This is a genomic window from Erysipelatoclostridium sp. DFI.2.3 (assembly GCF_019132535.1).
Lineage (GTDB): Bacteria > Bacillota_I > Bacilli_A > Erysipelotrichales > Erysipelotrichaceae > Clostridium_AQ > Clostridium_AQ innocuum.
The window spans coordinates 59,174-84,814 of the sequence record NZ_JAHOOJ010000006.1 but is presented as its reverse complement, the minus strand read 5'-3'; the positions used below and the strand labels follow the sequence as shown (position 1 = coordinate 84,814).

The window sequence follows — 25,641 nt, the reverse complement described above, 5'->3', positions numbered from 1 at the left end:
AACAGAAATGATAAACTGGAAATACGGTATGAGAAAGGAAGGAATGTATGATTAAGTTAAAAGAAATAGAGGCACCGAAACCGGAGGAGGGGCTTATCCCTGTCATGCTGAGCGATGAAACAATGCAAAATCGGAAAGCACGTCTGCTTGAAAACATGCAGAAGGACGGCTTTGATGCAGTAGTCGTATATGCAGATCTGGAGCATGGCAGTAATTTTGAATATCTGTGCGGTTTTCTACCGCGCTTTGAGGAAGCATTGCTTATTCTTCATGCAAATGGTAAGGCATTTATGGTACTGGGAAATGAAAATTTAAACAAGGCGGGAAAAGCCAGAATTGAAGCAGTACCTATTCATATGCCGCATTTCTCCCTGCCGAATCAGCCGATGCAGACAGAGAAAAGTGTTGCGCAAATACTGGCATCCTGCGAGTTGGAAGATGCAGAAAAAATCGGATTGATCGGATGGAAGAATTTTACCAGCCATGTGGAGGATAATCATCTGCTGTTTGATTTGCCGTATTTTCTTGTTGAGGCACTCAAGACGGTTTGCGGAAAAGCACAGTTTGCCAATGCAGCGTATCTCCTCATTGGAGAAAACGGTGTTCGGACAACCAACAATGCGAATGAGTTTGCACACTATGAATACGGGGCAGCATTGGCAGGAAACTGCATACTGAAGACCATGGATCGCCTAAAGGTCGGTAAAACGGAAATGGAAATGGCAGAAACACTTGCAGCTGACGGACAGCGTCACAGTGTTGTGACCATCATGGCTACAGGAGCCCGTTTTGAAAAAGCCAATCTGTATCCGGGTAATAAACAAATTCAGTGCGGTGATAAAATTTCCATCACCACAGGATTTAAGGGAGGATTGCAGAGTCGTGCAGGCTATGCAGTGGAATGTGCTGAGCAGCTGCCTGAGAAGGAACAGGATTATCTAAAGGCAGTCGCGATTCCTTATTTTCAGGCAGTAAAAACCTGGCTGGAAACCATTGAAATCGGGATAAACGGAAACGATTTGTATGAGGCAGTTGAGACTGTATTGCCGAAGGAGGACTATGGCTGGACACTGAATCCGGGACACCTGTGCGCTGATGAGGAATGGATGTCCTCACCGATCTATCCGCAGTCTGAGGAAACATTACAAAGCGGCATGCTGTTTCAGATTGATATCATTCCAAGTGTAAACGGTTATGGGGGAGTCAGCTGTGAAAGTGGAATTTTACTAGCAGATGAGCAGTTGCGAAAGGCAATCGCAAAGGAATATCCGGCTGTGTGGGAACGCATCGTGAAGCGCAGAGCATATATGCAGGAAGTGCTGGGAATCCGTATTCAGGAGGATGTGTTACCAACAAGCATGGCAACGGCATATCTCAGACCGTATCTGTTGAAGAAAGAGATGGCGCTTGCCAGTGTATGAAGAACATCTTCTTACATCGAAAGGAAGATCATGAAACCGGAAAAGCTGCGGATGGTGGTATGTGATATTGATAATACCCTTGTTGTAAAACATCATGCGTTAACAAAAAAAGCAAAAGAAGTTATCAGAAAACTACGTAAACGACACATCGTATTTGGTTTGGCATCCGGACGCTCTCTTGCAGAAGTGCGAAGATTGCTGCACCGCTGGGGATTGGAAGATGTTGATATGCTGATATGTATGAATGGATCAACGCTTTGGGACAATCTTACGAAAGAGGAAGAAACATACTATAAACTGAAAAAGGAATGGATTCGGGAAATCATAGAAAAAATGTCCGTTTTCACTTGTAATCCCGTTATCTATCGAAATGCTTGTATATATTGCAAAGAGATGGATGAGGTTGTGAAACAATCGGCTACATCAGCAGAAATGGAAGCAATGGAAGTTACGGATATGAAGGTGTTTTATCAGGAAGAAAATGCCAAAATCATGTTCCGGGTAAACGAGGAAGATATGCTGCAAATTGAAGCATATCTTACTGCTCATCCTTCTAAGGATTATCACTTTTTTAAAACACAGTCCACCCTTATGGAATTTTCTCATCGCAGGGTTTCCAAAGCATACGCTTTGAAAAAATTCTGTGAAAAACATCAGATATCTACAGCTGAAGTTATGGCGTTTGGAGATACGACAAATGATCATACAATGCTGGAACCAAGTGGTGTAGGTGTGTGTTTGAAAAACGGCAGCGATGATACAAAGGCGATAGCAGATATCATCACAGACTATCCATGTGATGAGGACGGTTGGGCACGTTTTATGGAAATGTATGCGGAATGAAAAAGAGAGCAGAAAAACAACCCTATCTGTATTTGCGTCTTATTGAAATGCTGCTGGGTATTCTGATAACAGCAATCGGGTTATCCTGCATGATGAAATCACAGTTGGGACAGACTGCAATAACAGCTTTTACACAGAATCTAACTGCCATTACCGGTATCAAGAGTGGAACAGTACTGATTATATTCTTCATATCCTGCACAGGAGCACAGATCGTTATCCTGAAAAAGCAGTTTGCAAACATACAGTACCTTCAAATACCTCTGGCACTGCTGCAGGGAAAAATTGTGAATCTGATCTGTTATGATGTGCCCGGACTCTGTGACTGGTATCCGCAAACCTATATCGGAAAATGGCTGTGTATCTTTTCAGGTATACTCTTCTGTTCCTATGGTGTGGCTGTATTATTTCATGCTGATCTTGTTAAAAATCCATTTGAGGAACTGGCTATGGTCATATCCAAACGGCTGCGGATGGAATTTTGTATATTTCGAACCAGAATAGACATTGTTTTCATGCTGCTGAGTCTGTTTATGATTCTATGCTCCCATCTGGATTTCACGACAGTTAGAGAAGGAACATGGGTATGTATGCTCCTGTTGGGGAAATCAATGAAATATACGTTTCCTTTCACAGCGAAAACATGGTATATCATCAAAAAGTAAATAGGAAATACCAATATCAAGAAAACGTGACATAAACAAGTAAAATGATGCATCTTAGATGCAGAAATGGAGGCTACTATGCAAAATATAGAAAAACAAAAATTTTTATGGGGCAGTGCCACAGCAGCGTATCAATGTGAGGGAGCATGGGATGCGGATGGAAAAGGCTTAGGGGAATGGGATGTATTTTCCCATGGTAACCCGTTGAATATCAATGGTGCTACAGGGGATGTATCCTGTGATTTTTACCATCACTATAAGGAAGATATTGATATGCTGAAGGCAGGAGGACAGAATACATACCGGTTTTCCATCTCCTGGGCAAGAATCCTTCCGAATGGAAGAGGTGCTGTAAATCAGGGGGGGATAGATTTCTATAACAGGGTTATTGACTACTGTCTGAAACAGGGTGTGGAGCCGAATGTGACCTTGTTTCATTATGATTTACCGGAAGCAATTGCAAAGGAAGGCGGCTGGGAAAATCGTGCCATTGTAGATGCGTTTGCAGAATATGCAAGGGTCTGCTTTACCGCCTTTGGTGACCGTGTAAAGCTGTGGGTCACGATCAATGAACCGAAATACTATGCATATTGCAGTCATATGGTAGGGAATTATCCTCCCAATCACCGTCATGATTTTAACCGCTATTTTACGACGGTCTATCATGAAGCAGTCGCCAGTGCGAAAGCAGTGGCAATCTACCATTCGCTGAAGCTGAACGGGTCAATCGGTATTGTGCATGATTCCAGTAATGTGGAGGTAGCACCGGATACGAAGGAAAAAGAACGTGTTCATATGATTGCGGATCTGTTTTATAACCGTATCATATTAGACACCGCATGCAAGGGAGAATTTCCGGGCGCACTGATTCCTTTGTTGCGGAAGTATGGAATCGATACCAGCTATATTAAGTTTGAGGATATGCTGGTATTCCTACAGGGGAAAGTGGATTTCCTTGGGTTGAACGTATACAATCGCTTTTATATTACGGACTACTCAGCAGGGGAAACGGAGGTCTTCCATAACAATAAGGGGGCAGGCTCCAATGCAAAAGAGGGAATCCGTATCAGGGACTGGTATGAAACAGCGATCGATCCAAATACAAAACGGAATTTGTGGGGAAGGGAAATCTATCCGAAGTGCATGTATAACACATTGATGGAAATTAAAGAACGCTATGGGGATATTCCTGTGTATATCACAGAGAATGGTCATGGCTGTTATGAAAAACCAAACGATGAAGGCTATGTGGAGGATGATGAGCGTATCGAAATGATGCAGGGATATATTGACTATATGTTGAAAGCGATGGAAGACGGCTGCAATGTAAGGGGGTACTATGCCTGGTCTACGATGGATTTATACAGCTGGGTTAACGGTTATGAAAAGCGTTACGGGCTTGTACGGGTGGATTTTGATGATCACAACAGGCGATATCCGAAAAAGAGCTATTACTGGTTCAAAAAGCTGATTGATGATTATCGGAAAGCTGAAGAGGAATGATCAGCCTGTAAGAAAAAAAGAAGATGTATGGATCTAGTTGCGTTGTATGCAGGCTGTGAGGAAGGACAGACAGGTGATTCATAGGTGTGATCTTCTGTAAGATAATATATAATAGAAAACAATCCACAAATACTTAAATTCGTATGTTTATTTCAGAATGAACATACCGAAAAAAGCAGAAATATGATGATAAAATAAAAAACGATAGCATTAGCATTTCTAGTTCTTTCTTACGTTAGGGTATTTGAAAAAGGAAGAATTCAAATTCTATTGAAATTACAATAGTATTGAATTCTCCTTTTTTGAATATAACCACAATCGAGTAAGAACCGCATTTCTCGCAGCCTTTCGCTTTTTTTATATTTTTATTTTATTCAATATCTCCGTTTAATCGGCAGATATCTGATACAATTGCGCGTATTTGTTCTTGAGATATTCGATGTAATACTTCGGATCAAAGGACTCCCCGCATACATCCATCATCAGCTCATCCGCATCCTTGAAGGCACCGTACTGATGAATATTCTCCTTCAGCCAGCCGCTGATTTTTTCAAAGGCACCGCTGCGCAGTGCTTCCTCAACATCCATATCCTGTTCCATCTGATGATAGAACTGAGCCGCAAATGCGCTTCCCAGCGCATAAGTAGGGAAATAGCCCAGCAGAGCACCGCCCCAGTGCATATCCTGTAAAATACCGTCCCGGTCATGCTCTGGACGGATTCCCAGATATTCCTCATATTTATCGTTCCACATCGTATCCAGATTGTCATAATCTGCAGTGCCGTTGAAGATTTCCTTCTCCAGCTCATAGCGGATCAGAATATGGATCGGGTAGGTCAGCTCATCCGCTTCCGTACGAATAAAGGAAGGTCGTGATACATTGATCATCCGCATGAAATCATCCAGAGAAACATCCTGTAACTGCTTTGGAAAATGCTGTTGGAGCTTTGGATAATTCACTTCCCAGAATGCACGGTTTCTTCCGATGTGATTTTCCATAAAACGTGACTGTGATTCATGCATGGCTGTACCAATTCCGCTGAACAGGGAGGTTCCCTCATATGCTTTCTTTACCTGCAGGCCGTATTGTGCATGCCCGTATTCGTGAATGGTTGAGAAAATCGCAGACATCACATTGTGTTCATGATAATGCGTGGTAATGCGTGCCTCATGCGCTGAGAAGAAGTCCGTGAACGGATGCTCCGTTGTTGTCATATAGCATTCCCTGTCATTAACCTTCATATAGTCCATGAGCTCCTGCATAAAGGCCTCCTGTTCCTTGATATCAAAGGCTGTAAACAGCAGGGAATCGTCAATCGGTGTTCCCTCCTTCAGGAGCTTTTGCAGAAACGGAAGCAGTTCCTTTCGAATGGCATCGAAGAAGCGGTCATAATATGCAATATCGGTGTTGATCTGATAGCTGTCCAGCATAAAATCATAATCGCTTTTCTTATCTGTGACATAGGACAGAATCTCCTTCTGCTTTTCTATGACGCTGATCAGATGCGGCTTAAACAGTTGATAATCATCCTGTTCCTTTGCCTCATGCCATGCGGCCTCACTGTCTGCGATGGTTCTGCGATACTCCACGTACACCTCTCTTGGCAGTACACGCAGCTCATTCAGCTCGCGCAACAGCAGCTGCAGCTCTTTCTTACGCTCTGCACTTACATTCTCCTGCCTTGCCAGCTCTTCGATCCTTTGGATACTTTTCTTGTCCGCCATTTGATCGAAGGCTTCTCCCGACAGGATCGCCGTCATGCGGTTGCGGTAGGGAATGCCGTTCTTCGGAGCAATCGTGGCCTGGTCATAATACATTGTGCTCAGTGCCATCTGATAGGCGTTCTTTTTTTCTTTATACTCATGAAAAAATGCTTCTAAATCCATGTTATCACCTCTGTAATGTATTGTATCACAGCTGAAGAAGAAACGTAACTGTTCCCGATAAAAAGATGGAAGGGACAAATGTGCAGCTGGATACCATCCGATGGCATCGGGTGTGTCTGCTTCCCTTCTTACCGGCCTTGCAGAATCCTCATCTGTCAGCCTGCGTTTAGAAAAAACCTTGTCTTCAAACGCGGATGCCTGTTGACGAAAATATATGGAAATGGTATGATGAGCGTGGAAATAAGGGAGCTTGTAGACAGGCTGAGAGGAAGTTGTGAACTTCGACCGATTACCTGATTTGGATAATGCCAACGTAGGGACTGCAGATATAACGCGGGTTATGCATACATGGCATAGCCCTTTTTTCATTATAAAAGGAGGCGCAGCATATGAAGGGGTACATATTTGATCTGGATGGCACGCTGGTGGACTCCATGTGGGTTTGGGAGGATCTGGCAGCGGTCTATCTTCAGACAAAGGGTATCAAAGCAGAGGAAAATCTCAGTAAAGAGCTGCAGCTGATGACGATGACAGATGCTATCCGGTATCTGAAGGAGAAGTATGTGATACAGGATTCCCTGGCACAGGTGCGTACAGAGGTTTATGCAATCGTACGACGACGCTACAGGCAGGAGGTTGCTGCCAAAAAGGGGGCCAGGGCCTGTCTGGAAAGACTGCATACCCAGGGGATGCGTATAGGCGTTTTGACGGCATGTGAACGGGTTTGCGCGGAAGAGGTCCTGAAACGAAACGGTCTGCTGGAATATATGGACTTTGTCGCAAGCTGTGAGGAGCTCCCCTATGATAAGCAGGACGGACGTCTGTTTGAGCTTATGCCTGCCATGCTGCATACGGATAAGGCAGAAACGATGTTTGTAGAGGATGCACTGCATGCCGTTCAGACATTGAAGACGCATGGCTTTCACGTGACAGCGGTATATGATGCAGCCAGTAAAGCGCACTGGAAAGAAATCTGCATGCAGGCCGATGCAGCCTTCCTGTCGCTGGATGATTTGAAAGGAGAATGAACATGAAAACTGTTGTAACAATTGCCGGCACTGACCCTACAGGGGGAGCCGGTGCACAGGCTGATTTAAAAACCTTTATGGCACATGAGGTATACGGTATGAGTATCCTGACAGCCCTGGTTGCACAGAATACAACCGGTGTGACTTCGATCATGAATGTAACACCGAAGTTTTTAAAGGAACAATTTGACTGTGTCTTTACGGATATCCGTCCGGATGCGGTAAAAATCGGCATGGTTTCCCAACCGGAGCTGATTGCCGTCATTGTGGAAAAGCTGAAGCAGTATGCAGTGGAGCGCATTGTCGTTGATCCGGTTATGGTCAGCACCAGCGGCTCCCGTCTGCTGGAGGATACAGCGCTGGAGCTGTTGCAAACAAAGCTGCTTCCTCTTGCCGATATCATAACACCGAATCTTCCGGAGGCTGAGGCTTTAAGCGGTATACGGATATGCAATCATCAGGATATGAGGAAGGCTGCTGCCATGATTGCGCAGGACTATGACGGATACATTCTGATAAAGGGCGGGCATTCCATGAACCGTGCCGATGATTTGCTGGTACATAAGGATGAGGCTCACTGGCTCTCCAGTGAAAAAATCGATAATCCAAACACCCATGGAACCGGCTGTACGCTGTCCAGCGCCATTGCCGGCAATCTGGCACTGGGATATGATATGATCAGTGCAGTGGAAAGAGCCAAGGCTTTTATCAGCGGTGCATTACGCGATGGTCTTGATCTGGGACAGGGCAGTGGACCATTGAATCACTGTTGGAATATCAAACAGAAGCAGCCGTTATAGAAGGTGCCCTTGAAAAGATGGACATAAAAGCATTTGTTATTTCAATATGTGTGATGCTGGTGTGATATATTTTTTTGATGAAGTTTCCATATAAAAAACCATTCATTTAGGAAAATGATGCAATTTTTTTCATGCAGATGTGGTATGATATAGGAAGAAAGAGCTTCTCAAAAATACAGGGATTTTGATGCTGCATTCTGCCATTTTAAAGAAGCCTGAAATCAGAAACGGGGTTGTTGTATGAAAAGCGGTAAGGAGATTCTGGCTGAGTTTCAGCTGGATCCATGGATGTTGTATGATACCATAGTCAATAGTACGGATGATTATATTTACCTTGTGAACATGCAGGAGGATCGTGCTTTAATTTCTGAAAATATGCTGCAGGATTTTGACCTTCCCGATCTCATTGTCCCTGGACTGATTCCGTTGTGGGGGGATCTGGTTCATGAACGTGACAGACAGCGATTTGATGATTCCATTACGGCTATGCTGAACGGAGAAACCGATGAGCATAATGTGGAATATCAGGTGCGCAATCGTAAGCATGAATATATCTGGGTTATCTGCAGAGGACTTTTAAAACGCAATGACCGTGGAGAGCCGATTTTTTTCGCCGGAATCGTATCCAATCTGGAGAATAAGGGAAAAATAGATTCCATCACCGGACTGTTTACCCAGACAGCCTGTGAAAATTCTGTAACACAGCTGCTGGAGCATAAGAGAAACGGTGGGATCCTCCTGCTTGGTCTTGATGATTTTTCCCATATCAATGAATTGAACGATCATATTTTCGGGGATGCTGTCCTGCGGCAGTTTTCCCAGACGATGCAGCGTCTTCTTCCCGCGTCGGCACGCATGTATCGATTCGACGGAGATGAATTTGCCATCGTATATGAACAGGCAACGCGCAAGCAGGTGCGGGAGTTATATAAAATCATCCACGCATACTGCAACAGACGGCACTTTATTGATGATATCGGCTATTTCTGTACGGTGTCAGGTGGAATTGCGATGTTCTGGGAGGATGGCGACAATTTCCTGGATTTAATCAAGTATGCGGATAATGCTCTGGAAGCCAGTAAATACCGCGGAAAGAATCAGTGTACACAGTTTTCACATGAGCTAGTACAGATCAAACGCCGCCGCTTATCCATTGCGAATCAGCTGCAGAGCAGTGTTTTGCGGGGGATGCAGGATTTCTACCTCGTATATCAGCCCCTGATCAATGCTTCCAGTATGAAGGTGGAGGGGGCAGAGGCTTTGCTGCGCTGGTCCAGCAGTGAATATGGAAATGTTCGCCCGGATGAGTTTATTCCCATTCTGGAATCTGCCGGTCTGATTCATCAGGCAGGGAAATGGGTGTTTCAGGAGGCCGTTCATACGTGTAAGGAGTGGGTGAAGGAAAATCCGGGTTTTGTGATGAACATGAACTTTTCCTATATACAGATGCTGAATGAGGATCTTCTGCCCTTTATCCGCAGGACCCTGAAGCAGGCGGATTTATCTGCAAAGCATATCGTCATTGAGCTGACGGAGAGCTGCTTTGTGACCGAGATGGATGCGCTGAAGCGCTCCTTCCAGCAGCTGCGGGAAATGGGGATTCGCATCGCGATCGATGATTTTGGTACCGGCTATTCCTCCCTGGGCATGCTGTCACAGATGCCGGCGGATATCGTTAAAATTGATCGGTTGTTAATATCATCGATTCATGAAAATTCTTTTCATCAAAGCTTTATCAATGCTGTAATTCAGCTGTGCCACAGTGTCGGCATACGGGTTTGTGTTGAGGGTGTTGAGGAGCAGGAGGAATTGAAGGTTGTACGGGATATTCAGGCAGATAATATACAGGGCTTTTATTTTTCAAGACCTGTGGAAAAGCGTACCTTCCATGATCGATTCCTTGACTTGCAAATGGTATTGTAAGGAAACGTAAATCATCTGGTGTCCATTAGTATGCTGCGTGGCGGCAGTATCTGATGGACCTTTTTGTACAAAGCAGGCAGTTGAAGGATAGAAGCGAAAGGCGTCTATCGCTTACAGGAGGTTTGACATTGGAAGAACAGGTAATGTGAAGGCTGTTTTGATCAATACTGCATAGAGAATCATTTTCCGCTGAAGCATGAGATTTGAAAATGTAAAGTATAAAAAAAAGAACCCTTTCATTTGATAGTCCAAACTTGGGGTTCATTTACGAATCCTCTTTTTAGTATATTTCTGAGCCTTAAAGGAACAATATCATGATCGTAATGAGCACTTGCTTCCTACAGATTCTAACCGAGTATTCCCAAATACGTTAGGCCGATGGATACAATCATAATTCCGAAAATCAGCAATACAGCTTCCTTTCCATTTGTTTTTTTAAGTCTCCAGTAACAGAAAACAGTAACCAGAACCGGAAGAAAACAAGGCATGATTTTATCTATCAGCTCCTGCACAACAATTTTTCCTTCGCCGCTTGCAAATACCAGTGGCACATTTACTTTTACAGTCGTGGATACAAGGCATCCGGCAACGCATAAGCCTAATACGGTAGCTGCACCAGATATTCTTTTAATTACTTCATCACCTGAACCGGAATTGATAATTTCCATACCTTTGGTATACCCGATACGGAAACCGAACCATTTCATTCCTTGATTTAATATATTAAAGACAACAAATGTAAATATAGCTCCGAAAATGTTGCCGGTCACTGCCATTGTCGCTCCAATACTTGCACAAATAGGCCACAGTGTAAACCAGAACAATCCATCACCTAAACCGGCAATAGGGCTCATCAATCCAGTCTTTATAGATGTTATGGAATCCTTTTCATCCTCCGGCGTGTTTACCTCGAGCGCAGCTATTAAACCGAAAAGCAGGGGAGCTAGCGTGGCATGTGTATTGAAAAATTCAAGATGTCTCTTGATAGCACGCTCCTTTGCTTCTACAGGAGCATCCTTGTAAATACGTTTTAGAACAGGTGTCAGCGTGAACAGGCATCCATCCGCCTGCTGTCGTTCATAATTCCATCCCCATTGATATGTTAAATGATTGATAAACATTTCCCTGTAAATCTTATTCGTCATTTCAAATTTTGTATCCGTCATAAATCAATACCTCCTTCTAGTTCCATCGTATTGCTTGTTTCCAACTTCTTTCTTTGTACATAGTTGTAATCATGAATACCGGCAAAAACGATTCCGATGAGAGATACGCCAAGAACAGGCAGGCCGAGATATGCTGCAAAAACAAATCCTCCCACAAGGTACATCCACATATCTTTTTTCAGCATCATTGTCAGCAGCATACTGATACCGACAGCCGGGATGATTCCACTTGCTACATTTAATCCGGTAATGATAAATTTCGGAAGCCATGCAATGAAATCAGATAACACCGTATTTCCGATATATACCGCGATGAAGCAAGGAATGGCACGCGCAAAAAACAGCAGGATACCACTATATAGATGCCAGCGGTTGGCTTTATCAAAATCTCCGGCAACGGCCGCTGCCTCCGCACGATGAATATGTACAGATAAGTATGTCTGCAGTAAAACGATAAGCTGCAAGATCAGAGTAGCTGCGGGAACTGCAAATGCAACACCGGCAGCACCCCCTCCTCCGCTGATTATACCAACGGTGACACCGATGATTGCTCCACCTGTGATATCCGGAGGTGTATACGCGCCAACAGAATTAACCCCCAGCCACATGAGTTCCAGTGTTCCACCTATGATTAACCCTTGTGTAAGATCCCCCAAAATGAGTCCTGTGATTGTTCCAGCAAGCAGTGGTTTACGTATCTGCAACTGCATACCTCCATCATCAAGTGAACATAAACCGGCCCAGAAGGCCACAAGCAATGCTTTAACTAACATACATTTTCTCCTTTCGTTATTTTGTATTTGTTAAAATTTCTTTCATATCATGAAGCTCGTCCCGAGGCACCATCTGAACTTGAACATCAATTCCCATATGCAGCAGCTGTTCAAATGCTTCTCTTTCCCGTTCAGTTACAGATACTGCCTTCGCTATTTTCACACGGCCGTTTTCATACCGCATACCACCGACATTCAATACTTTAAAATCAACGCCTCCTTTCGCCAGTCGATAAGCATCAATAGAATTTGTCAGTATAATCATTGTTCTGCGCTGAATTGATGTTTTCTTATAAATGTCAAGGAAAGCATCCACACCAAATACTTTCACCTTTACATTAACCGGAGCGGTCATAGAAATAACAGATTGCTGCATCTTATCCGTCAGAATCTGATCGTTTATAATTAATACCTGTTCGATAGAATAATTGTTGATCCAGGTTGTTGCAATCTGTCCGTGGATCAGTCTGTCGTCAATTCTTATCAATTCAATTCCCATGATACCATTCACCTTCCTTTGTCATAATGCGCAGGGATGAAGCAAGTGTATCTTCAATCCCGTTCAGCAGTTCCTGCACCTTCAGGTCTGATGTGTTGCGACGATTTACCAATTCTACCAATATAGCCAGATTATAACCAGTGACTACAGTTATATCCTCCCTTGACATCATCAGACGCACTGCAGCATGATTCGGTGACCCGCAGAGCAAATCCGTAAAAATCAGTACCTCACTGCATTCCTTTTTCAAAAGCTCATAAGCTTCTCTCATTTGCACCTGCACATCCTCATTGTTCATGGATGGTGTTACAGAGACACAAAGAAGATCCGGACAATCTCCAATAATCATTTCCAGACTGTTCTTTGCGCCATGACAATATTCTCCATGACTTGCAAGAAGAATACCGATGTTGCATTCCATCATCATAATTCCACATCCTTTCAGTAATCAATCAGCAATTTCCATGCCAATAAAAGAAAAAGGCTTTATAATCAGCCTTTTCGCATTTTTTGATACACATGAATACATCTCTATATTATGAAAATACAATATGCTCAGCCAGTGTATCATCCTCCATTAAAATCTGTATGATGTAATAGCATTCTTCCTGATTGATGGTAATACTGCAGGCCGAAGCAATTCCCTGTAAATTTTTACTGACAGCAGTGTGCAGCCTCTTCTGAGTTTTCAAATATTCACTGGTGCCGGCATTTTGTTCAAAGCTATATTCATGAAATAACAGGCGCTCAACCATACAGGTCGTGTGTACGATCAGTCGTGTCAGAGTTCTGTTTGTCAGTGTGCAGTCCAGCTCATTCTCCAATCCTTTGACAAAGTCCATGATGAGAGGGGAAAGCTTTTTTGAGTTTAAATACATCAGATATTTATCTATAGATTCAAAGGCAACATCAACAAATACGTTGCGTTCAAAACATTTTATCACGTCCTGATTGTTTACGAATTCAATATTTCCGATACTGTTGAACAGACGTTTTACACCATCGCCCAGCAAAATATCTTCTATGGAAATAAACGGATATTCATGTACACCGGGATCAACATTACCAATTATGCATAAAACCTCTTTGTGCTTTGAGGTTTCTTCAATAATACTTCGTATTTTGATTAAAGAATCATTGCTTAATGCCAGAATTTCAATGTTGAAGATACCAGCCTGTTCCATCATGTCCTTCAGGTATTTTTCCAGATAGTGCGCTGTGCCATCACCTGAATAGCAGATGGTATATATGATTTTTTCATTGTATTGACCGATATGACTGCGGATATGATGCTCCAGCGTTTGATCCACCTTCTGATTCATTCGCATAACATCATGTAGGATATTACTTAGCGGATACTGCATGAACATTGCCTTTCTGGCGGCATCTAATACAAGCAGTGTATGAACTGTCGGGATTACGACGATGTTATAGTTACAGCGCTGAAGCAGTGTTTCTTCCAAAGACATGAGAGAACCCATATCTACGAAAAGTACAATATCATTTTGAAGCGGTTCTTTACAGATTTTTTCAATTAATTCTTCGATGATCTGGTTTACGTTTTTCGTAAGCGGCATATCCTGTGCAATTACATAATCAATAGAAAGCAGTTCATTCACAACATCTGCAATATTTGTCGCAAGTGAATTTCCATGTGCAACAACAAACATACTGATGCTGCATATTTCGGATGAATTGCTTTTGAATGTTTTCAAAATACAGGCGAGGGTATGAACCCCTTCGCTTGTTATGCGTAGATTGAACCGCTGTTCAATGGAGCGGATAAGTGAGCGGGCTTTCTCAATATATGCAATTTCACATTCCAAAGTGTATTCATCATGAAGATATGCATTTGTTTGATAATCACGAATGTTTTTTAAATAAAATGCCAGAGCTGCACTTTGCCTTCGCTCAATTAAAATTTGCATATTCTGTAGAATCCATTCATGGATGAAAGTCATGATTTCACGTATTTCATTGTCTATGATAAAAGAAGGAGGCGAATCCTGTTCCAGTGATGCGGCAATCTTATCAACGTATTCTTCAAATGAAGTCTGAATATCAGATTGCGTTGTGTCAAATACAGGAAATTCAAACATTGATGCCGGCATCACAGCAGGTTCTGCACGGAATGGTGTTACCGTGTAAGTATCTCGAATCAGCATTTTCTCTATTTCTTTGCGCTGCTCAATATCCTGATCTATAAGACCATCGCTTACCTGATGTGAAAGTGTGTATTTACGGATATGCAATTCACTTTCTTTATTATTGCGCATTTCAAGATAGCTGCGCGCAATGGAAAGCTTTATATCGTTTTTCAGCTGCCCGATGTTTCCTTTAGGATGATACAGTATCAAAGCTGTCATTGTATCTTTATCTATGATAATATCTGAACAGATGACAGCTGCCTCCAGTGTGTAAAGATATAAGACCATCTGTTCACGCTCCTGCAGTGATTTTTCTTTCAGACTGGGAATTTTAATGACCATCGGAATCCTTCTTAAAAATGTTGTAAGAAGATGGTTATCGGGATTTTCTGTAGTTGCCATCACAAGGGCAACATTCGCTGAATGCTCGCAATTTGCTTCTCCGAGCATACGGTATTTCTTTTTATCTATGAAATAAAACAGCATTTCCTGCCCTTCCGGAGGAAGTCGATGGACTTCGTCCAGAAACAGCATACCTCCATCTGAGCGTTTCAACAGACCTTCTCTTGTACTGTCTGCACCTGTATAGGCGCCTTTTATGCTACCGAAAAGATGAGAGAGCAGCAACTCTGCATTATTTGCATAATCGGCACAGTTGAAAACAACGAACTGCCCATCTTTATTGAAAGTTCCATGTTTTTTACCATACATAAAGATTTTCTCTGCGAACAAACTTTTACCGACACCGCATTCTCCCAACAACAAGGTATGAAGTGCTCCACCCGGATACAATATGCCGGCCTTTGCGGAAAGAATGGCGTTTCGCAGGCTTCCGTCAAAGCCAATCAGCTGTGTAAACGGGTCGTCCTGATCATCGCTTCCCTGCATATCTTCAAGTAATTCCTGCAGATAGTTACAAGTGGTCTGTGGCTGTAGATGTTTTCCCGTTATCTTTGAAAAATGCTGTTGTGAATAAAATCGATAGATTTTATCTCCGCATATCTTAATGACCTTGCCTTCCTGAAAAAGCTTATTAACATCTGCATTTACATTGTTTCGCAAGAGCTGCAGGGCTTCCGCAATTTCATATACACTGATTCCATTGGCATTCTGTCGGATATCATTTAACCGATCCTTTTGGCAATGCTCATCAATAACCCTCATGATTTTATCTATTCGCATCTTTAGACCTCCTGTATGTATTACCTTCTCTTATTTTACAAGATTTGAAACTGTACGAAAAGCCAGCCTTGCATAATCTAAACAGGAAATTTCTGGAAGAGGTGTGCACATTGCAGAGGTTTCCAGTGATATTACGCCGTCAAATCGTATATCATGAAGTGACTGTGAAAATGCATTCCAGTCAATGGTGCCGTATCCACACAACAGGTGCTGATCCAATGCAGCGTAATTATCATGTACATGCAATACTTTCAAATGCTGATTGAGTACCTTCACCATGTGTGCTGCTGAAATTCCATTGATATTCGCATGTCCGGTATCCAGACAGGCTACAAACACATCACTGTTCAATTCTTCCAGATAGGATACGATTTCCTCTGCTGTTCGGAATACCGTATCGACTGGCATGTGAGTTTGTGGATGATAGGAAAACATATTTTCCAGAGCAATTTGTACATGATGCTTTCTGGCCAGTGCTTCATATTCTCTGAACATCTGAAGATTATAGCTTCTGGCCTTTTCTTTCGCACCGATTTGATCATAAAAACGCATTTTTCTGGGATGCATTACCATATAGTGGCATCCCAGAATTTCAGCTATTTCAAAACCGCGCTTCGTCATTTTTTTAAGAAACTTTTCCTCCTGCTGATCTTCTTTTGTTAACGGCATATCAATACGCCGATGATATAATGGCGCATGCATTTGATGTATCGCTATCCCTGCTTCAACTGCAGCCAGCTTCAGGTTTTTCGCATAATCGAGATAGTCATCTTGATCATATACTGAATTGGGAACAGCGTGAATATCATAACTGTAATCAACTGCATCAAATCCAATTTCTTTATAAACCTTCAAAATTTTCTGTTCGCAATAGCTCCTGCTGAGCTCCTCTGTGGTTATGCCGTATTTCATTGTGTCATCCTTTCATTTTCTACAATACACGTTGATACAGATGCCGTAACCTTGTTTCCACACTGTATCATTTTTTCATGACGCTTCAGCAGCAAATGTAAAAGTTGTGTCTGGAAGTAGGTGAAAACAATTCCAATCAATACAGATTTTCAGCCGTAAGAAGCAAAACCAAGCAAGACCACAATTACATTGATATATCGCATAGTTACAGCAATAGGGAAGGAATCGTTTTTATTGTGCAGGATAATTGCCAGAACATCAAAACCAACCGTGCTGGAATTGGAACTGATACATAAATAATAGCCAAAGCCTACCATTACAGACGCCATTAAAACTGCAAGCGGCATAGGGAGTGGAAAAACGATGTTCAGTGCATAAAAGATACTGAAAAAAAGCATATAACATATACTGCTTAGAAGAGATTTTAAAAGAAAGCTTTTCCCGAGCTGGAAAAAACATAAAATAAGCAGCAGTATTGTTATGGCGTTTGTAAAAAAGCTGATATCCATATTGATGAAATTGTGAAGGATCATAGAAAAAGATGTGATTCCTCCGTTTACAATATGACAAGGAACAGTGATGAATGCATACGCCCCTGTTATACATATGTTCCCTGCTATAATACGTAGTACTTCTCTCATTGTAACACCTCCGTCTATAATGCCAGCAAGTTTCATGCCAATACAGTTTTAGACAGAAATCAGTTACTGAAAAAAATACCATTCGATATCACATATAAGACTGTGATACCGAAAAGCAGTCATATATCTATAATGCGCTCGTAAAAAATGGATGCTAACAGGCTGTGTCATAAAGCCTGACGCATATGGATGAAAATTAAATATTTCTTCAATAAGGCAATTATACTAATGATATACTAAGCAATTAGCTAATATTTATAGACAGGAACTGGGTATTTAAACTCATATGAGAATAGATTGTAGAAGCAGATATCACTTCTCTTTTAGAAGAATATAACGTAATTTCAAAAGTGACATTTAAAGAATCATAAGTTTCCATTATCGTTTTGAAAGCATCCATTCCTATCAGAATGGCTACGGTAGGGTTGGTAGAATGGTCATGTTTAAGGAGTGTTTAAAGCATGATATCGTTCTATTTATTATCGAAGATATGCATAAAAGTTTCTACTATCGTGGCTTGGAAAATTTCAAAACAGATACCGCATATCTGATGGATACTTGTTTAAATGCGTAAGATCGTTACAATGCATATGTTGATAAAATGATTGGCGATCTTTATTAGAAAAAGAATGGCATGGAACGTTAATAAGTTACACAAGATGTTAATAAATTCTATAATTACAAAAAGATCTATGAAAGGCGAAACAGTTGAATGTTTTGCTTTTTTGATATTCCAAGAATTTCGATGCGTCATGGATTAAAAGAAAAAGAGCTTTGGTAATCAAATAAAGTTCTTTTTCCAAAAAAAATGCGCACTAAAAACAAGAGTATGAATGTTAGCTTAATGTTCCTTTTTCAAACATCGTATCATCACATTCTGGACAAATCATCTGATAGGATTTATCATCACTAAATTCATTTAATTCATCAAGAACCCACTGTGGAACATCTTCTTCGTATCCGCAATGCTTGCATTTCATCGATACACTTTTTTCGGTATAATCGCTCATCTGTTACTCCTTCCAAAGGGCTGTATGTATCTTTATATTCAAGATAGTGACCAATCTACATTTTAAAGGGTCTCGATTAAAAGAGTCAATAAGGTGAGTACGATATTTTAACTTATTTAACATCTTTTCTTTTTCCGTGTTTCTTTTGAATAATCTCTACTCTTTTTATCACCTAACAGTTCATGAACGTGATCCAGTTCTTCTCCTGCTTTGTTTGAATAGAATCCATAGTAACGAACAGAGCGAAAATTCTCATCAGGGATATGAATAAGGAGTTTTTTTATAAATGATTTAGAGTTTTCTTTTACAATATGTTTTACTTCATCTTTGTGATCATGGTAAAACCATTCTATGGTATCTTCGGTTTTTGAATATTTGATGATTCTGCTTTCTGCCATAGCCGGGCGACCGACATATCGCATTGCATATGTAATTACTTTTCCCATCTTCAATTTTGATGCATACTCTAACTGTCTTTTGTTAATGTATGCGAAACGTTCATCAAGGATCGGTTTCTGCTCTTTCTGATGTTGTTTTTCGCTTTCTTTATAATCGTATCCTTGTTCCATATATGCTTTCTCATATCAGAACAGTTTTCGGATCTCATCCAAAAAAAATACAAAAAACACTATTCCAAAGATAAAAACGTATACATTGCTTTTTAATCAGCAGCATATACGTTTTTTTATTCTGCTCCCTTATGAAAGTGCTTTTTTCTAAATGGCAGAACGCTTTTCTAACACCCAATAACGATAATGAGGACTTCCGCAATAAGGACATTTTAAAAGGAAAAAAGCAGAACGATATAGGTATCACGTTTTCTATCTGTTTCCAAGTGTGTATTATTTTTCATGCCGCAGAATCATAATCAATAAATTACCTCATCCAGAGCAAAGAGAATAGGATGGTGATGTATACTTATCCTGTGCTTTTGCCCTTCGTCGGCGATTGCTGTTTACTAATATATATCTTTGACGTATTTTATATTTTTTCCTTCCTTGTTTTCTTTTTATATATTATCCAGATTCCGGCGATCAACATGAAAGCCGCACCAGTAAACAGCATACTCTGTGTACCTGAATTTCCGGTAATCGGTATTTCACCAAGTCTGTAATTAACCAAAATCAATACACCGTTATGAATTTCAAAAGCTGGTGGTCTATGTATACTGTTTATTTCAAATGCATCTTTTACATAATCAAAACGTAAAATCCACTGTCCGTTCGGTAAAACATAGTCCTCAGGAGCACGATATTCAATCAAACGATATTCCAAACTCTTTTTTAAGTTTTGAAAACTCACATTTCCATGCTCATCCGAGACTTGTTTCTCAACTTGTTTCCAGCAATTCGTTTGTATCTGCCCGCTTAGTTCTCCATCATCGTTTACCTTTAATAATTCATCTGCATGATTGTGAGTTGCATCACTACACGTTAACTGATAGAGAACAAAACCGGCATTTGCTAATACAGTTTTGTCTTTATCCGTTTTCATAAAGGCAAAATCCACCAATTCTGATTTCTTTTCGTGATACGTAATCTCACTTTCTTTTTCATATGCAGCGCCGTTAATATTCGTTATTTTCGCTTGATTTATGAAAACCACTGCATCCTCTGACTCATCAACAGTCGTTGGGATTACAAAATGGACAACATCACCGGCTAATAACGCAAGAATTTTAAATCTTAATGTTTGCTTATCTCTTGTAACACTTACTTCATCTGATTCAGATACCAGCTTCATTTGTGATACGTCATTTCCTGGATACCATTTTATATTTTCAAAATCAATCGTTAAACCTTGTGGTATGGGATCTTCTATACAAACATCCTTCAAAGGTATAGCATTTTCCTTATTTTCGACGCTTACATCATACGTCAATATATCATTATTTTTCACTTGTGTTGGAGCATCAAGCGTTCCTGTTTCTGGATCGCTTTTTTTATGAATTTCTATATCCGGATTCCGTAAGGATACTACAGTTTCTAATGTTTGCAGGGTTTCGCTTTTCTCTACTCCACCGCTGGCTAACAACGTTTGATTACGAACCCATGCAGTATTATAGGCCTTCGCATCTTTCTCTATGTATTCCTTTACATGTTGTGTTGGTGCTTTCATCAATATTTTTATCAATACAGTTTGCTCGCTGTCTAAAATATATTCGTTTCCGCTAGTATCTTTACTCAAATCAACAGCGATTGCCGTTACATCCGCCATATCATTTGGCGGTGTTGTGCTCCAAATGGTGGGATCGTTAATATTGGCGTCATCGATCATCTCGCCATTCATGCTTGACGACAATTTCATGTTATCTTTTGTTGAATAATATACAACAGGTGAAATTCCCTTTAGCTGCGCTTGACTGGTATCCACTCCTACCAGCGTTCCTTGCCAATATTCACGATCTTTAAAATCTGACTCCAAGATATCATAGAATATAAGACCCTTCGTTTTGATATTTTTTTCATTACCTATTCTCAGCTGATAAGAATAGGCTCCTCCACCTATTGTTGAAGTGGTTTTTGAATAAGCGATATCCCCATCGGACTTTACTCGTTTACTGAAAGAAAGCTCTGAATTTACAACGCCGCTTATTTGTACCCGCGCTTCTGCATATAATGTATCCTTAACGAGATCACCGCCAAATTTTCCATCCTCATCAACATCTTTAAGTATATCTTTGTCAGTTATTTTGTCACCGCCATCATCTGCAAAACCTTTAAATATTTCTCCCGCACCTGATTTATATGCTACGCTATTCAATGGTATATTCCCAAAGTCAAGAAGGGATTCCCAAGGATAATATGCGTCATAAGTTATATAAAATCCTGTGCCAAACTTGCCATAAGTTGCCTCGTAGAATAGGTTTTCTATAGTTTCAGGCACTGTGATATGAAGAATCAGCATGGTTCTCCCTGTGCCCTTATAATTATCAATAGTTTCTACTGTATGCTCAAATTGTTCTCCTTTCAGAGTACGACCATAGCTTCCTAATTCTAATGCATAGCTTTTTATACTAGAATAATCAGCATACATACCTAGTGGCAACAAATCATAAAATATCGCACTTCTTTGCTCCTTTACCATATTTGTATTTTTCAGTTCCTCTTTTGTAGCATAAAAAGGATCATCACCAAATTCACGGTCTAAGTACTCGCCGCCGGTTATTGTGTAGTTTATTTTGAATCGAGAATTGGACGGTTCATTAATTACCTTAGAAGCTTCTTTAGTTATATTGTTTTTCAAGATGGGATTTTTTAATGTAACAGCGGCTCTATCATGTTGTCCGTATTGATCGTTATTACCAAAAACTAATTTATCACGCTTCATTACTTCATCTTTTAATGTCCCTCCTATAGACATCTCTGCATAAGGATTGACCCAACTCTGATTGCTGTCTTTAACAACATATGTGCTGATATTCGTTAACGTTAAAGATGTTTTATTTAGTGCAGTTTGTTTGATTTTATCTGTAGCATATAAGCCGATTGTTACATTGAGATCAAGATCACTTTTATGATATTTTGTTTCTCTTTTAGCTCGCACTCCTGTCGTACCTTCTGGTAATTCTTTTACAGATATAGCTCCGTAATCTTTTGTTGTTCCATCCGGGAAACTAAGGTGATATGATTTTCTGCTAATTCGATCAGTAAACGGCTTTCCCGTTACTAATTCCTTCCATTCACCATGAATTCCTTGCTGATATTCTATGGTAATCGGTGTCCATTCATCATAGTTCTTATCTTCCTCTACACCACCACTTCCGTCTTCTTCGTTCATCTTGTAATTATATTGCTTATCAGTTACCTTAATCGATGAAATATAATATTCTCCATCAGTTAATCGCTCATTTTCTAATGCTACAAAATCATCAGTCACCTCTACAGAATATGATTTTTTACCATAATTCTCGATATTATTTCCATCTCCGTCTAATGTTAAAATACCGCCTGTAGCAGTAGAAGTATTTCTAAAATCATTAGTAGCAGGTAATTTTGCATTAACAGCAGCTTGTTCTATGGCGTATAAGTATCCAAGCAATTGACTGCTTGTACCGCCTGAATACCTCTTTTCCAAACCATAGTTGCCTGGGGGATAGCGAAAGTTTATATCCACATAGGTATACATTGCATCATCTTTTACTTCCTTGGAATAGCTGCCATCTTCTGGATACAAATTCTCTAACCGTACCGTGATTTCATTTTTGATTTCTTTCGTGTTTTCTAATTCTGATCTTGGATACTTTATAAGTACATAACCGATATGAAAATCATAGGAGTCAGAATTCTTAATTTTACTAGGTTTAGTTACATCAATTTGAAAGACCGGATGATCACTTTGGTAATATTTAGAATTCATTATCATATCCATTCCCCAACGATAATCTGTCCATCCTACTACCTCTCCTTGATTGCTTAAGGTATCTGTAAAAATCAATTTAAAAGGCATTGTAAATGATGTAGAACGTACGGTTGTGTCTATTTTCCATTCAACGAAAAAATAGTCCTTTGCATCATCGGGTTCTTCTCCCCATTTTTTATTCCATGTTTCATATTTTTTAGATTTAGTTAATTCAACACGATGAATATTTGACTCCGTTTGATATGTTAACGTTAATCGATTTGTTATTTGTTCATAATCAATAGAACTGTCATCATTGAAAATCTTTATATTTGCACTTAACTCTTTCTCATATCCTCTAACTATCTCACTTGGAAGTCCGCTTTTATATAAAATATCAAATTTTACAACCATTGCATCATTGATAACAGATGTATTATAAACGACAAGCTCGCCTGTTTCTTCATCAACACGATAAGCAAAACTTCCATCAGACGCCCCCGAACCAAAACCTATTTCATATTCGCCGCATGCTGCTTGGCTTCTGTTATAAAAAATAGTACTTGGCAATCGTATCTCTAATTGGTTTTCTGAAATATTTGCCGCTTCACTCAAGGACAAATGCACTTCTGCTTGTATTGAGGTTCCTGCAGCATCCCTATCATTAAACTCCGGTTTCAATGTGACAACCGTCCCGGTTTCATCGTAAATAATATTTTTACCATTAGCCTGTGTTTTCCATTCAATCGAAAAGTTTTCAATAGGAGAAGCATTATTGATGCTTGCAACAATTTGAAAAATTCCAAAACCTGTTGATGTAAAGAACATTGCACTTACAACAATACATACTAAAATTCTTTTCCAAAAATCCTTCATTCCTTTACCTCCTATCCTTTATTTATAGCGTCAAACAAACAGGATAAATTGTTCATTATTACTTTTCTATAAGCGAACCCTCTCTTTGATATAGCCTATTCAATGTATAATAAACAGGCAATATTGTAAATCATTATTGAATTATCTTACATCATCGGATGTTTTTGTTGATAATTTGATAATAGCAGCAACACTTAAGGCAAGGCAATATTTGAATCGTGTCTTTTTAAGTGTTTTATATTCAAGATATTTTCTAGGTTACTTACGATATTTCTATCTCTTGTGGACAAAACTATGCTAATAAAACATTGTTGTTTTCCTTGATTCTTTTCTCCCATACGCAATACTAAAATGAAGACAGTACGATTCACATTTTATTCATCCGAATGCTTTCGATTATCAGAATCACGGCAAGCAAGCCGGAAGCAAACAATAGACAATTGTTTAACGTTTTTTCTATCGCAATCTCTTTTCTAGACGATGTATACGTAACCCCTTTTGGTAATTCAATATCGTTGTAAATGCTTTTTCTGCTCGCATAAACAACATAGCGTTGTGTTTCCATCCCATATGGATGACAGGTAAATAAAGTGATCATATCCTGATTGGGTAATATTTTTACTGCTTCAATCTCATTTGGTTCTATTACGATTTTTTTTATTACAAAATATGTCAATGTTTCCCAAGGATTTGTTATCCTTATTTCATCACCAATAGCAAGATTCTCAATATTCTTAAACAATTGCTCGCCATGATAACCACCACGATGACCTGCAATGACGCAATTCGTATTCTCTCCACCAATAGGCATACTTGTTTGCGACATTATGGCTACACCTTTGTTCAAATTATTGTAGTTTGCTCCTATAAATAAGGGGATTTGCACATCCAGCTTTGGTATCTCTATATAACCGATGATATTCATATCCAGATTCAATATACCCAAATCAAATGTGTTTTGCGAATAACTCCATGCGTCTTTCAAATCTTTCTGGTGCTCTTTATATATTTTCTCATTATATTGCTTCATTTGTTGATACAATGCATCCTTATCTGATTGATTTGCAATCGTTTCTTTGAATGACTGTATCTTTTGTTTTTGCTCAATGGTTGTGAAAAAACTATGTATTTTTGGAAATGATAAAATACCTAAACCGAGCAAAAGCAGTAAAACTATGAAACGAAACTCCCACTTTTTCATAAATTCCTCCTCAAATGGGAACGGATGAAAATACTGATTCCTAGGAATATTATAGTTCCAAATAAGAAATATATTTTCATAGAGCCTTTTTTCTCTTGTACGATTTCCTTTCCTTCAGGTATATAATCGTATCTTTCACCGCGTACAAGTAAACGATGTGTATTTACTCCATAAGGAGTACATGTCATCAATGTTACCAAATCTTTATCCTTTTCTAACATCATATAGATGTTAATATGATCGGGAAGAACAGTTTCTACTTGGTCAATCTTATATGCCAGCGTTCGATTCAATACATGAATAAGAAACAGATCGTTTTTCTTCAGTTCATTTAATTTGGAAAATAATTCTGCGCTTGGTAATCCTCTGTGGGCACAAATGATAGAATGACGATTTTTTCCGCCAATCGGTAAAGATGTTCCTTCAATGTGACCTGCGCCTTTCGCTAAGACATCTTCACTCACTCCATGATAGATTGGTAAATTAACATGTATTTTAGGTATTTCTATATACGCCATTACACCATCTTCTAAAATATTTAATGTATGCAAATAATTTTCCGGCAACACATACCCACTATTTAAAACAAATGGATCATGTACAGGATCTCCGGCCAGATTGTCATTATATTCAACTGCTTGCTTCCATATTTGTTTGATTTCTTCCTTTGATTTCTCATTCATTGTTGCCGTGTATGTATGGATAACCTTTGACTGAACATGTAAAGCATATTTATTTGCAATCGATGGATATAGGAAGATGCTTGCACCTATTAAGAAAATCAAAATAGGTGCGTAAGATTTTATTTTTTGTATAAACATTC

At 39.9% G+C, this 25,641-nt stretch carries 20 protein-coding genes and 1 riboswitch; of the genes, 7 read left to right on the top strand and 13 right to left on the bottom strand.

All coding sequences use genetic code 11. The features are described 5' to 3' along the window. Positions 1-47 precede the first annotated feature (47 nt). From KSZ58_RS07880 to KSZ58_RS07865, 4 genes are all read left to right on the top strand, one after another. Complete coding sequence (locus KSZ58_RS07880; RefSeq protein ID WP_009587375.1) at positions 48-1,421, top strand: Xaa-Pro peptidase family protein; 1,374 nt, start codon at positions 48-50, stop codon at positions 1,419-1,421. Between the two features lie 30 nt (positions 1,422-1,451). Further along, positions 1,452-2,264, top strand: coding sequence for a Cof-type HAD-IIB family hydrolase (locus KSZ58_RS07875; protein WP_009587354.1), 813 nt, complete (start codon positions 1,452-1,454; stop codon positions 2,262-2,264). Beyond that, a complete protein-coding gene (locus KSZ58_RS07870) occupies positions 2,261-2,929 on the top strand; it encodes a YitT family protein (RefSeq protein WP_008816980.1) in 669 nt (222 codons plus the stop codon). Before KSZ58_RS07875 ends, KSZ58_RS07870 begins: the two co-directional genes overlap by 4 nt. Positions 2,930-3,007: 78 nt before the next feature. Continuing rightward, entirely contained in the window at positions 3,008-4,432 is a 1,425-nt protein-coding gene (locus KSZ58_RS07865; protein WP_074748398.1) for a glycoside hydrolase family 1 protein, read from the top strand. A gap of 387 nt (positions 4,433-4,819) precedes the next feature. Here the strand turns inward: KSZ58_RS07865 and KSZ58_RS07860 are convergent, their stop codons facing one another. Further along, positions 4,820-6,319 (bottom strand): carboxypeptidase M32, encoded by a 1,500-nt coding sequence (locus KSZ58_RS07860; RefSeq protein ID WP_009269700.1) that lies wholly within the window; start codon positions 6,317-6,319, stop codon positions 4,820-4,822. 232 nt (positions 6,320-6,551) lie between these two features. After that, positions 6,552-6,655: riboswitch (TPP riboswitch) on the top strand. 53 nt (positions 6,656-6,708) lie between these two features. On the opposite strand from KSZ58_RS07860, the gene KSZ58_RS07855 reads away from it, so the two are divergent. The 3 genes from KSZ58_RS07855 (at position 6,709) to KSZ58_RS07845 (ending at position 10,070) form a co-directional block, all read left to right on the top strand. After that, positions 6,709-7,347, top strand: coding sequence for an HAD family phosphatase (locus KSZ58_RS07855; protein ID WP_009269699.1), 639 nt, complete (start codon positions 6,709-6,711; stop codon positions 7,345-7,347). 2 nt (positions 7,348-7,349) lie between these two features. After that, entirely contained in the window at positions 7,350-8,147 is a 798-nt protein-coding gene (gene thiD / locus KSZ58_RS07850; RefSeq protein WP_009269698.1) for a bifunctional hydroxymethylpyrimidine kinase/phosphomethylpyrimidine kinase, read from the top strand. Between the two features lie 240 nt (positions 8,148-8,387). Beyond that, positions 8,388-10,070, top strand: coding sequence for a bifunctional diguanylate cyclase/phosphodiesterase (locus KSZ58_RS07845; RefSeq protein ID WP_008816975.1), 1,683 nt, complete (start codon positions 8,388-8,390; stop codon positions 10,068-10,070). A 347-nt stretch (positions 10,071-10,417) separates the two neighbouring features. Here the strand turns inward: KSZ58_RS07845 and KSZ58_RS07840 are convergent, their stop codons facing one another. The 12 genes from KSZ58_RS07840 to KSZ58_RS07785 form a co-directional block, all read right to left on the bottom strand. Next, complete coding sequence (locus KSZ58_RS07840; protein ID WP_009269697.1) at positions 10,418-11,236, bottom strand: PTS system mannose/fructose/sorbose family transporter subunit IID; 819 nt, start codon at positions 11,234-11,236, stop codon at positions 10,418-10,420. Next, a complete protein-coding gene (locus KSZ58_RS07835; RefSeq protein ID WP_009269696.1) occupies positions 11,233-12,009 on the bottom strand; it encodes a PTS sugar transporter subunit IIC in 777 nt (258 codons plus the stop codon). The genes KSZ58_RS07840 and KSZ58_RS07835 overlap by 4 nt, the downstream gene beginning before the upstream one ends. 16 nt (positions 12,010-12,025) lie before the next feature. After that, on the bottom strand, positions 12,026-12,508 hold the full coding sequence (locus KSZ58_RS07830; protein ID WP_009269695.1) for a PTS sugar transporter subunit IIB: 483 nt from the start codon (positions 12,506-12,508) through the stop codon (positions 12,026-12,028). Next, the gene (locus tag KSZ58_RS07825; RefSeq protein WP_009269694.1) at positions 12,498-12,935 is read right to left on the bottom strand and encodes a PTS sugar transporter subunit IIA; all 438 of its coding nucleotides are present in this window, start codon (positions 12,933-12,935) and stop codon (positions 12,498-12,500) included. The genes KSZ58_RS07830 and KSZ58_RS07825 overlap by 11 nt, the downstream gene beginning before the upstream one ends. 109 nt (positions 12,936-13,044) lie before the next feature. Next, positions 13,045-15,837: a sigma 54-interacting transcriptional regulator gene (locus KSZ58_RS07820; protein ID WP_009269693.1), complete on the bottom strand. Its 2,793-nt coding sequence runs from the start codon at positions 15,835-15,837 to the stop codon at positions 13,045-13,047. Between the two features lie 30 nt (positions 15,838-15,867). Further along, on the bottom strand, positions 15,868-16,749 hold the full coding sequence (locus KSZ58_RS07815) for a sugar phosphate isomerase/epimerase (RefSeq protein WP_021419679.1): 882 nt from the start codon (positions 16,747-16,749) through the stop codon (positions 15,868-15,870). A 149-nt stretch (positions 16,750-16,898) separates the two neighbouring features. Beyond that, the gene (locus KSZ58_RS07810; protein WP_009587327.1) at positions 16,899-17,390 is read right to left on the bottom strand and encodes a YitT family protein; all 492 of its coding nucleotides are present in this window, start codon (positions 17,388-17,390) and stop codon (positions 16,899-16,901) included. 836 nt (positions 17,391-18,226) lie between these two features. After that, positions 18,227-18,400 carry a hypothetical protein gene (locus tag KSZ58_RS07805; RefSeq protein ID WP_009269690.1) on the bottom strand — a complete coding sequence of 58 codons (174 nt, stop codon included), beginning with the start codon at positions 18,398-18,400 and terminating at the stop codon, positions 18,227-18,229. Positions 18,401-18,516: 116 nt separating this feature from the next. Beyond that, positions 18,517-18,969 carry a transposase gene (locus KSZ58_RS07800; RefSeq protein WP_233104380.1) on the bottom strand — a complete coding sequence of 151 codons (453 nt, stop codon included), beginning with the start codon at positions 18,967-18,969 and terminating at the stop codon, positions 18,517-18,519. A gap of 412 nt (positions 18,970-19,381) precedes the next feature. Beyond that, a complete protein-coding gene (locus KSZ58_RS07795; protein WP_217752650.1) occupies positions 19,382-23,617 on the bottom strand; it encodes a SpaA isopeptide-forming pilin-related protein in 4,236 nt (1,411 codons plus the stop codon). Positions 23,618-23,984: 367 nt separating this feature from the next. Beyond that, positions 23,985-24,818, bottom strand: coding sequence for a class C sortase (locus KSZ58_RS07790; protein ID WP_009269687.1), 834 nt, complete (start codon positions 24,816-24,818; stop codon positions 23,985-23,987). Next, a complete protein-coding gene (locus KSZ58_RS07785) occupies positions 24,815-25,639 on the bottom strand; it encodes a class C sortase (protein WP_009587366.1) in 825 nt (274 codons plus the stop codon). The genes KSZ58_RS07790 and KSZ58_RS07785 overlap by 4 nt, the downstream gene beginning before the upstream one ends. Positions 25,640-25,641: the final 2 nt, after the last annotated feature.

What these genes read in the sequence shown, in the direction of transcription:
- KSZ58_RS07880 (WP_009587375.1), top strand. Translation starts at nt 48, where the DNA reads ATGATTAAGTTAAAAGAAATAGAGGCACCGAAACCGGAGGAGGGGCTT.
- KSZ58_RS07875 (WP_009587354.1), top strand. Translation starts at nt 1,452, where the DNA reads ATGAAACCGGAAAAGCTGCGGATGGTGGTATGTGATATTGATAATACC.
- KSZ58_RS07870 (WP_008816980.1), top strand. Translation starts at nt 2,261, where the DNA reads ATGAAAAAGAGAGCAGAAAAACAACCCTATCTGTATTTGCGTCTTATT.
- KSZ58_RS07865 (WP_074748398.1), top strand. Translation starts at nt 3,008, where the DNA reads ATGCAAAATATAGAAAAACAAAAATTTTTATGGGGCAGTGCCACAGCA.
- KSZ58_RS07860 (WP_009269700.1), bottom strand. Translation starts at nt 6,319, where the DNA reads ATGGATTTAGAAGCATTTTTTCATGAGTATAAAGAAAAAAAGAACGCC.
- KSZ58_RS07855 (WP_009269699.1), top strand. Translation starts at nt 6,709, where the DNA reads ATGAAGGGGTACATATTTGATCTGGATGGCACGCTGGTGGACTCCATG.
- thiD (WP_009269698.1), top strand. Translation starts at nt 7,350, where the DNA reads ATGAAAACTGTTGTAACAATTGCCGGCACTGACCCTACAGGGGGAGCC.
- KSZ58_RS07845 (WP_008816975.1), top strand. Translation starts at nt 8,388, where the DNA reads ATGAAAAGCGGTAAGGAGATTCTGGCTGAGTTTCAGCTGGATCCATGG.
- KSZ58_RS07840 (WP_009269697.1), bottom strand. Translation starts at nt 11,236, where the DNA reads ATGACGGATACAAAATTTGAAATGACGAATAAGATTTACAGGGAAATG.
- KSZ58_RS07835 (WP_009269696.1), bottom strand. Translation starts at nt 12,009, where the DNA reads ATGTTAGTTAAAGCATTGCTTGTGGCCTTCTGGGCCGGTTTATGTTCA.
- KSZ58_RS07830 (WP_009269695.1), bottom strand. Translation starts at nt 12,508, where the DNA reads ATGGGAATTGAATTGATAAGAATTGACGACAGACTGATCCACGGACAG.
- KSZ58_RS07825 (WP_009269694.1), bottom strand. Translation starts at nt 12,935, where the DNA reads ATGATGATGGAATGCAACATCGGTATTCTTCTTGCAAGTCATGGAGAA.
- KSZ58_RS07820 (WP_009269693.1), bottom strand. Translation starts at nt 15,837, where the DNA reads ATGCGAATAGATAAAATCATGAGGGTTATTGATGAGCATTGCCAAAAG.
- KSZ58_RS07815 (WP_021419679.1), bottom strand. Translation starts at nt 16,749, where the DNA reads ATGAAATACGGCATAACCACAGAGGAGCTCAGCAGGAGCTATTGCGAA.
- KSZ58_RS07810 (WP_009587327.1), bottom strand. Translation starts at nt 17,390, where the DNA reads ATGAGAGAAGTACTACGTATTATAGCAGGGAACATATGTATAACAGGG.
- KSZ58_RS07805 (WP_009269690.1), bottom strand. Translation starts at nt 18,400, where the DNA reads ATGAGCGATTATACCGAAAAAAGTGTATCGATGAAATGCAAGCATTGC.
- KSZ58_RS07800 (WP_233104380.1), bottom strand. Translation starts at nt 18,969, where the DNA reads ATGGAACAAGGATACGATTATAAAGAAAGCGAAAAACAACATCAGAAA.
- KSZ58_RS07795 (WP_217752650.1), bottom strand. Translation starts at nt 23,617, where the DNA reads ATGAAGGATTTTTGGAAAAGAATTTTAGTATGTATTGTTGTAAGTGCA.
- KSZ58_RS07790 (WP_009269687.1), bottom strand. Translation starts at nt 24,818, where the DNA reads ATGAAAAAGTGGGAGTTTCGTTTCATAGTTTTACTGCTTTTGCTCGGT.
- KSZ58_RS07785 (WP_009587366.1), bottom strand. Translation starts at nt 25,639, where the DNA reads ATGTTTATACAAAAAATAAAATCTTACGCACCTATTTTGATTTTCTTA.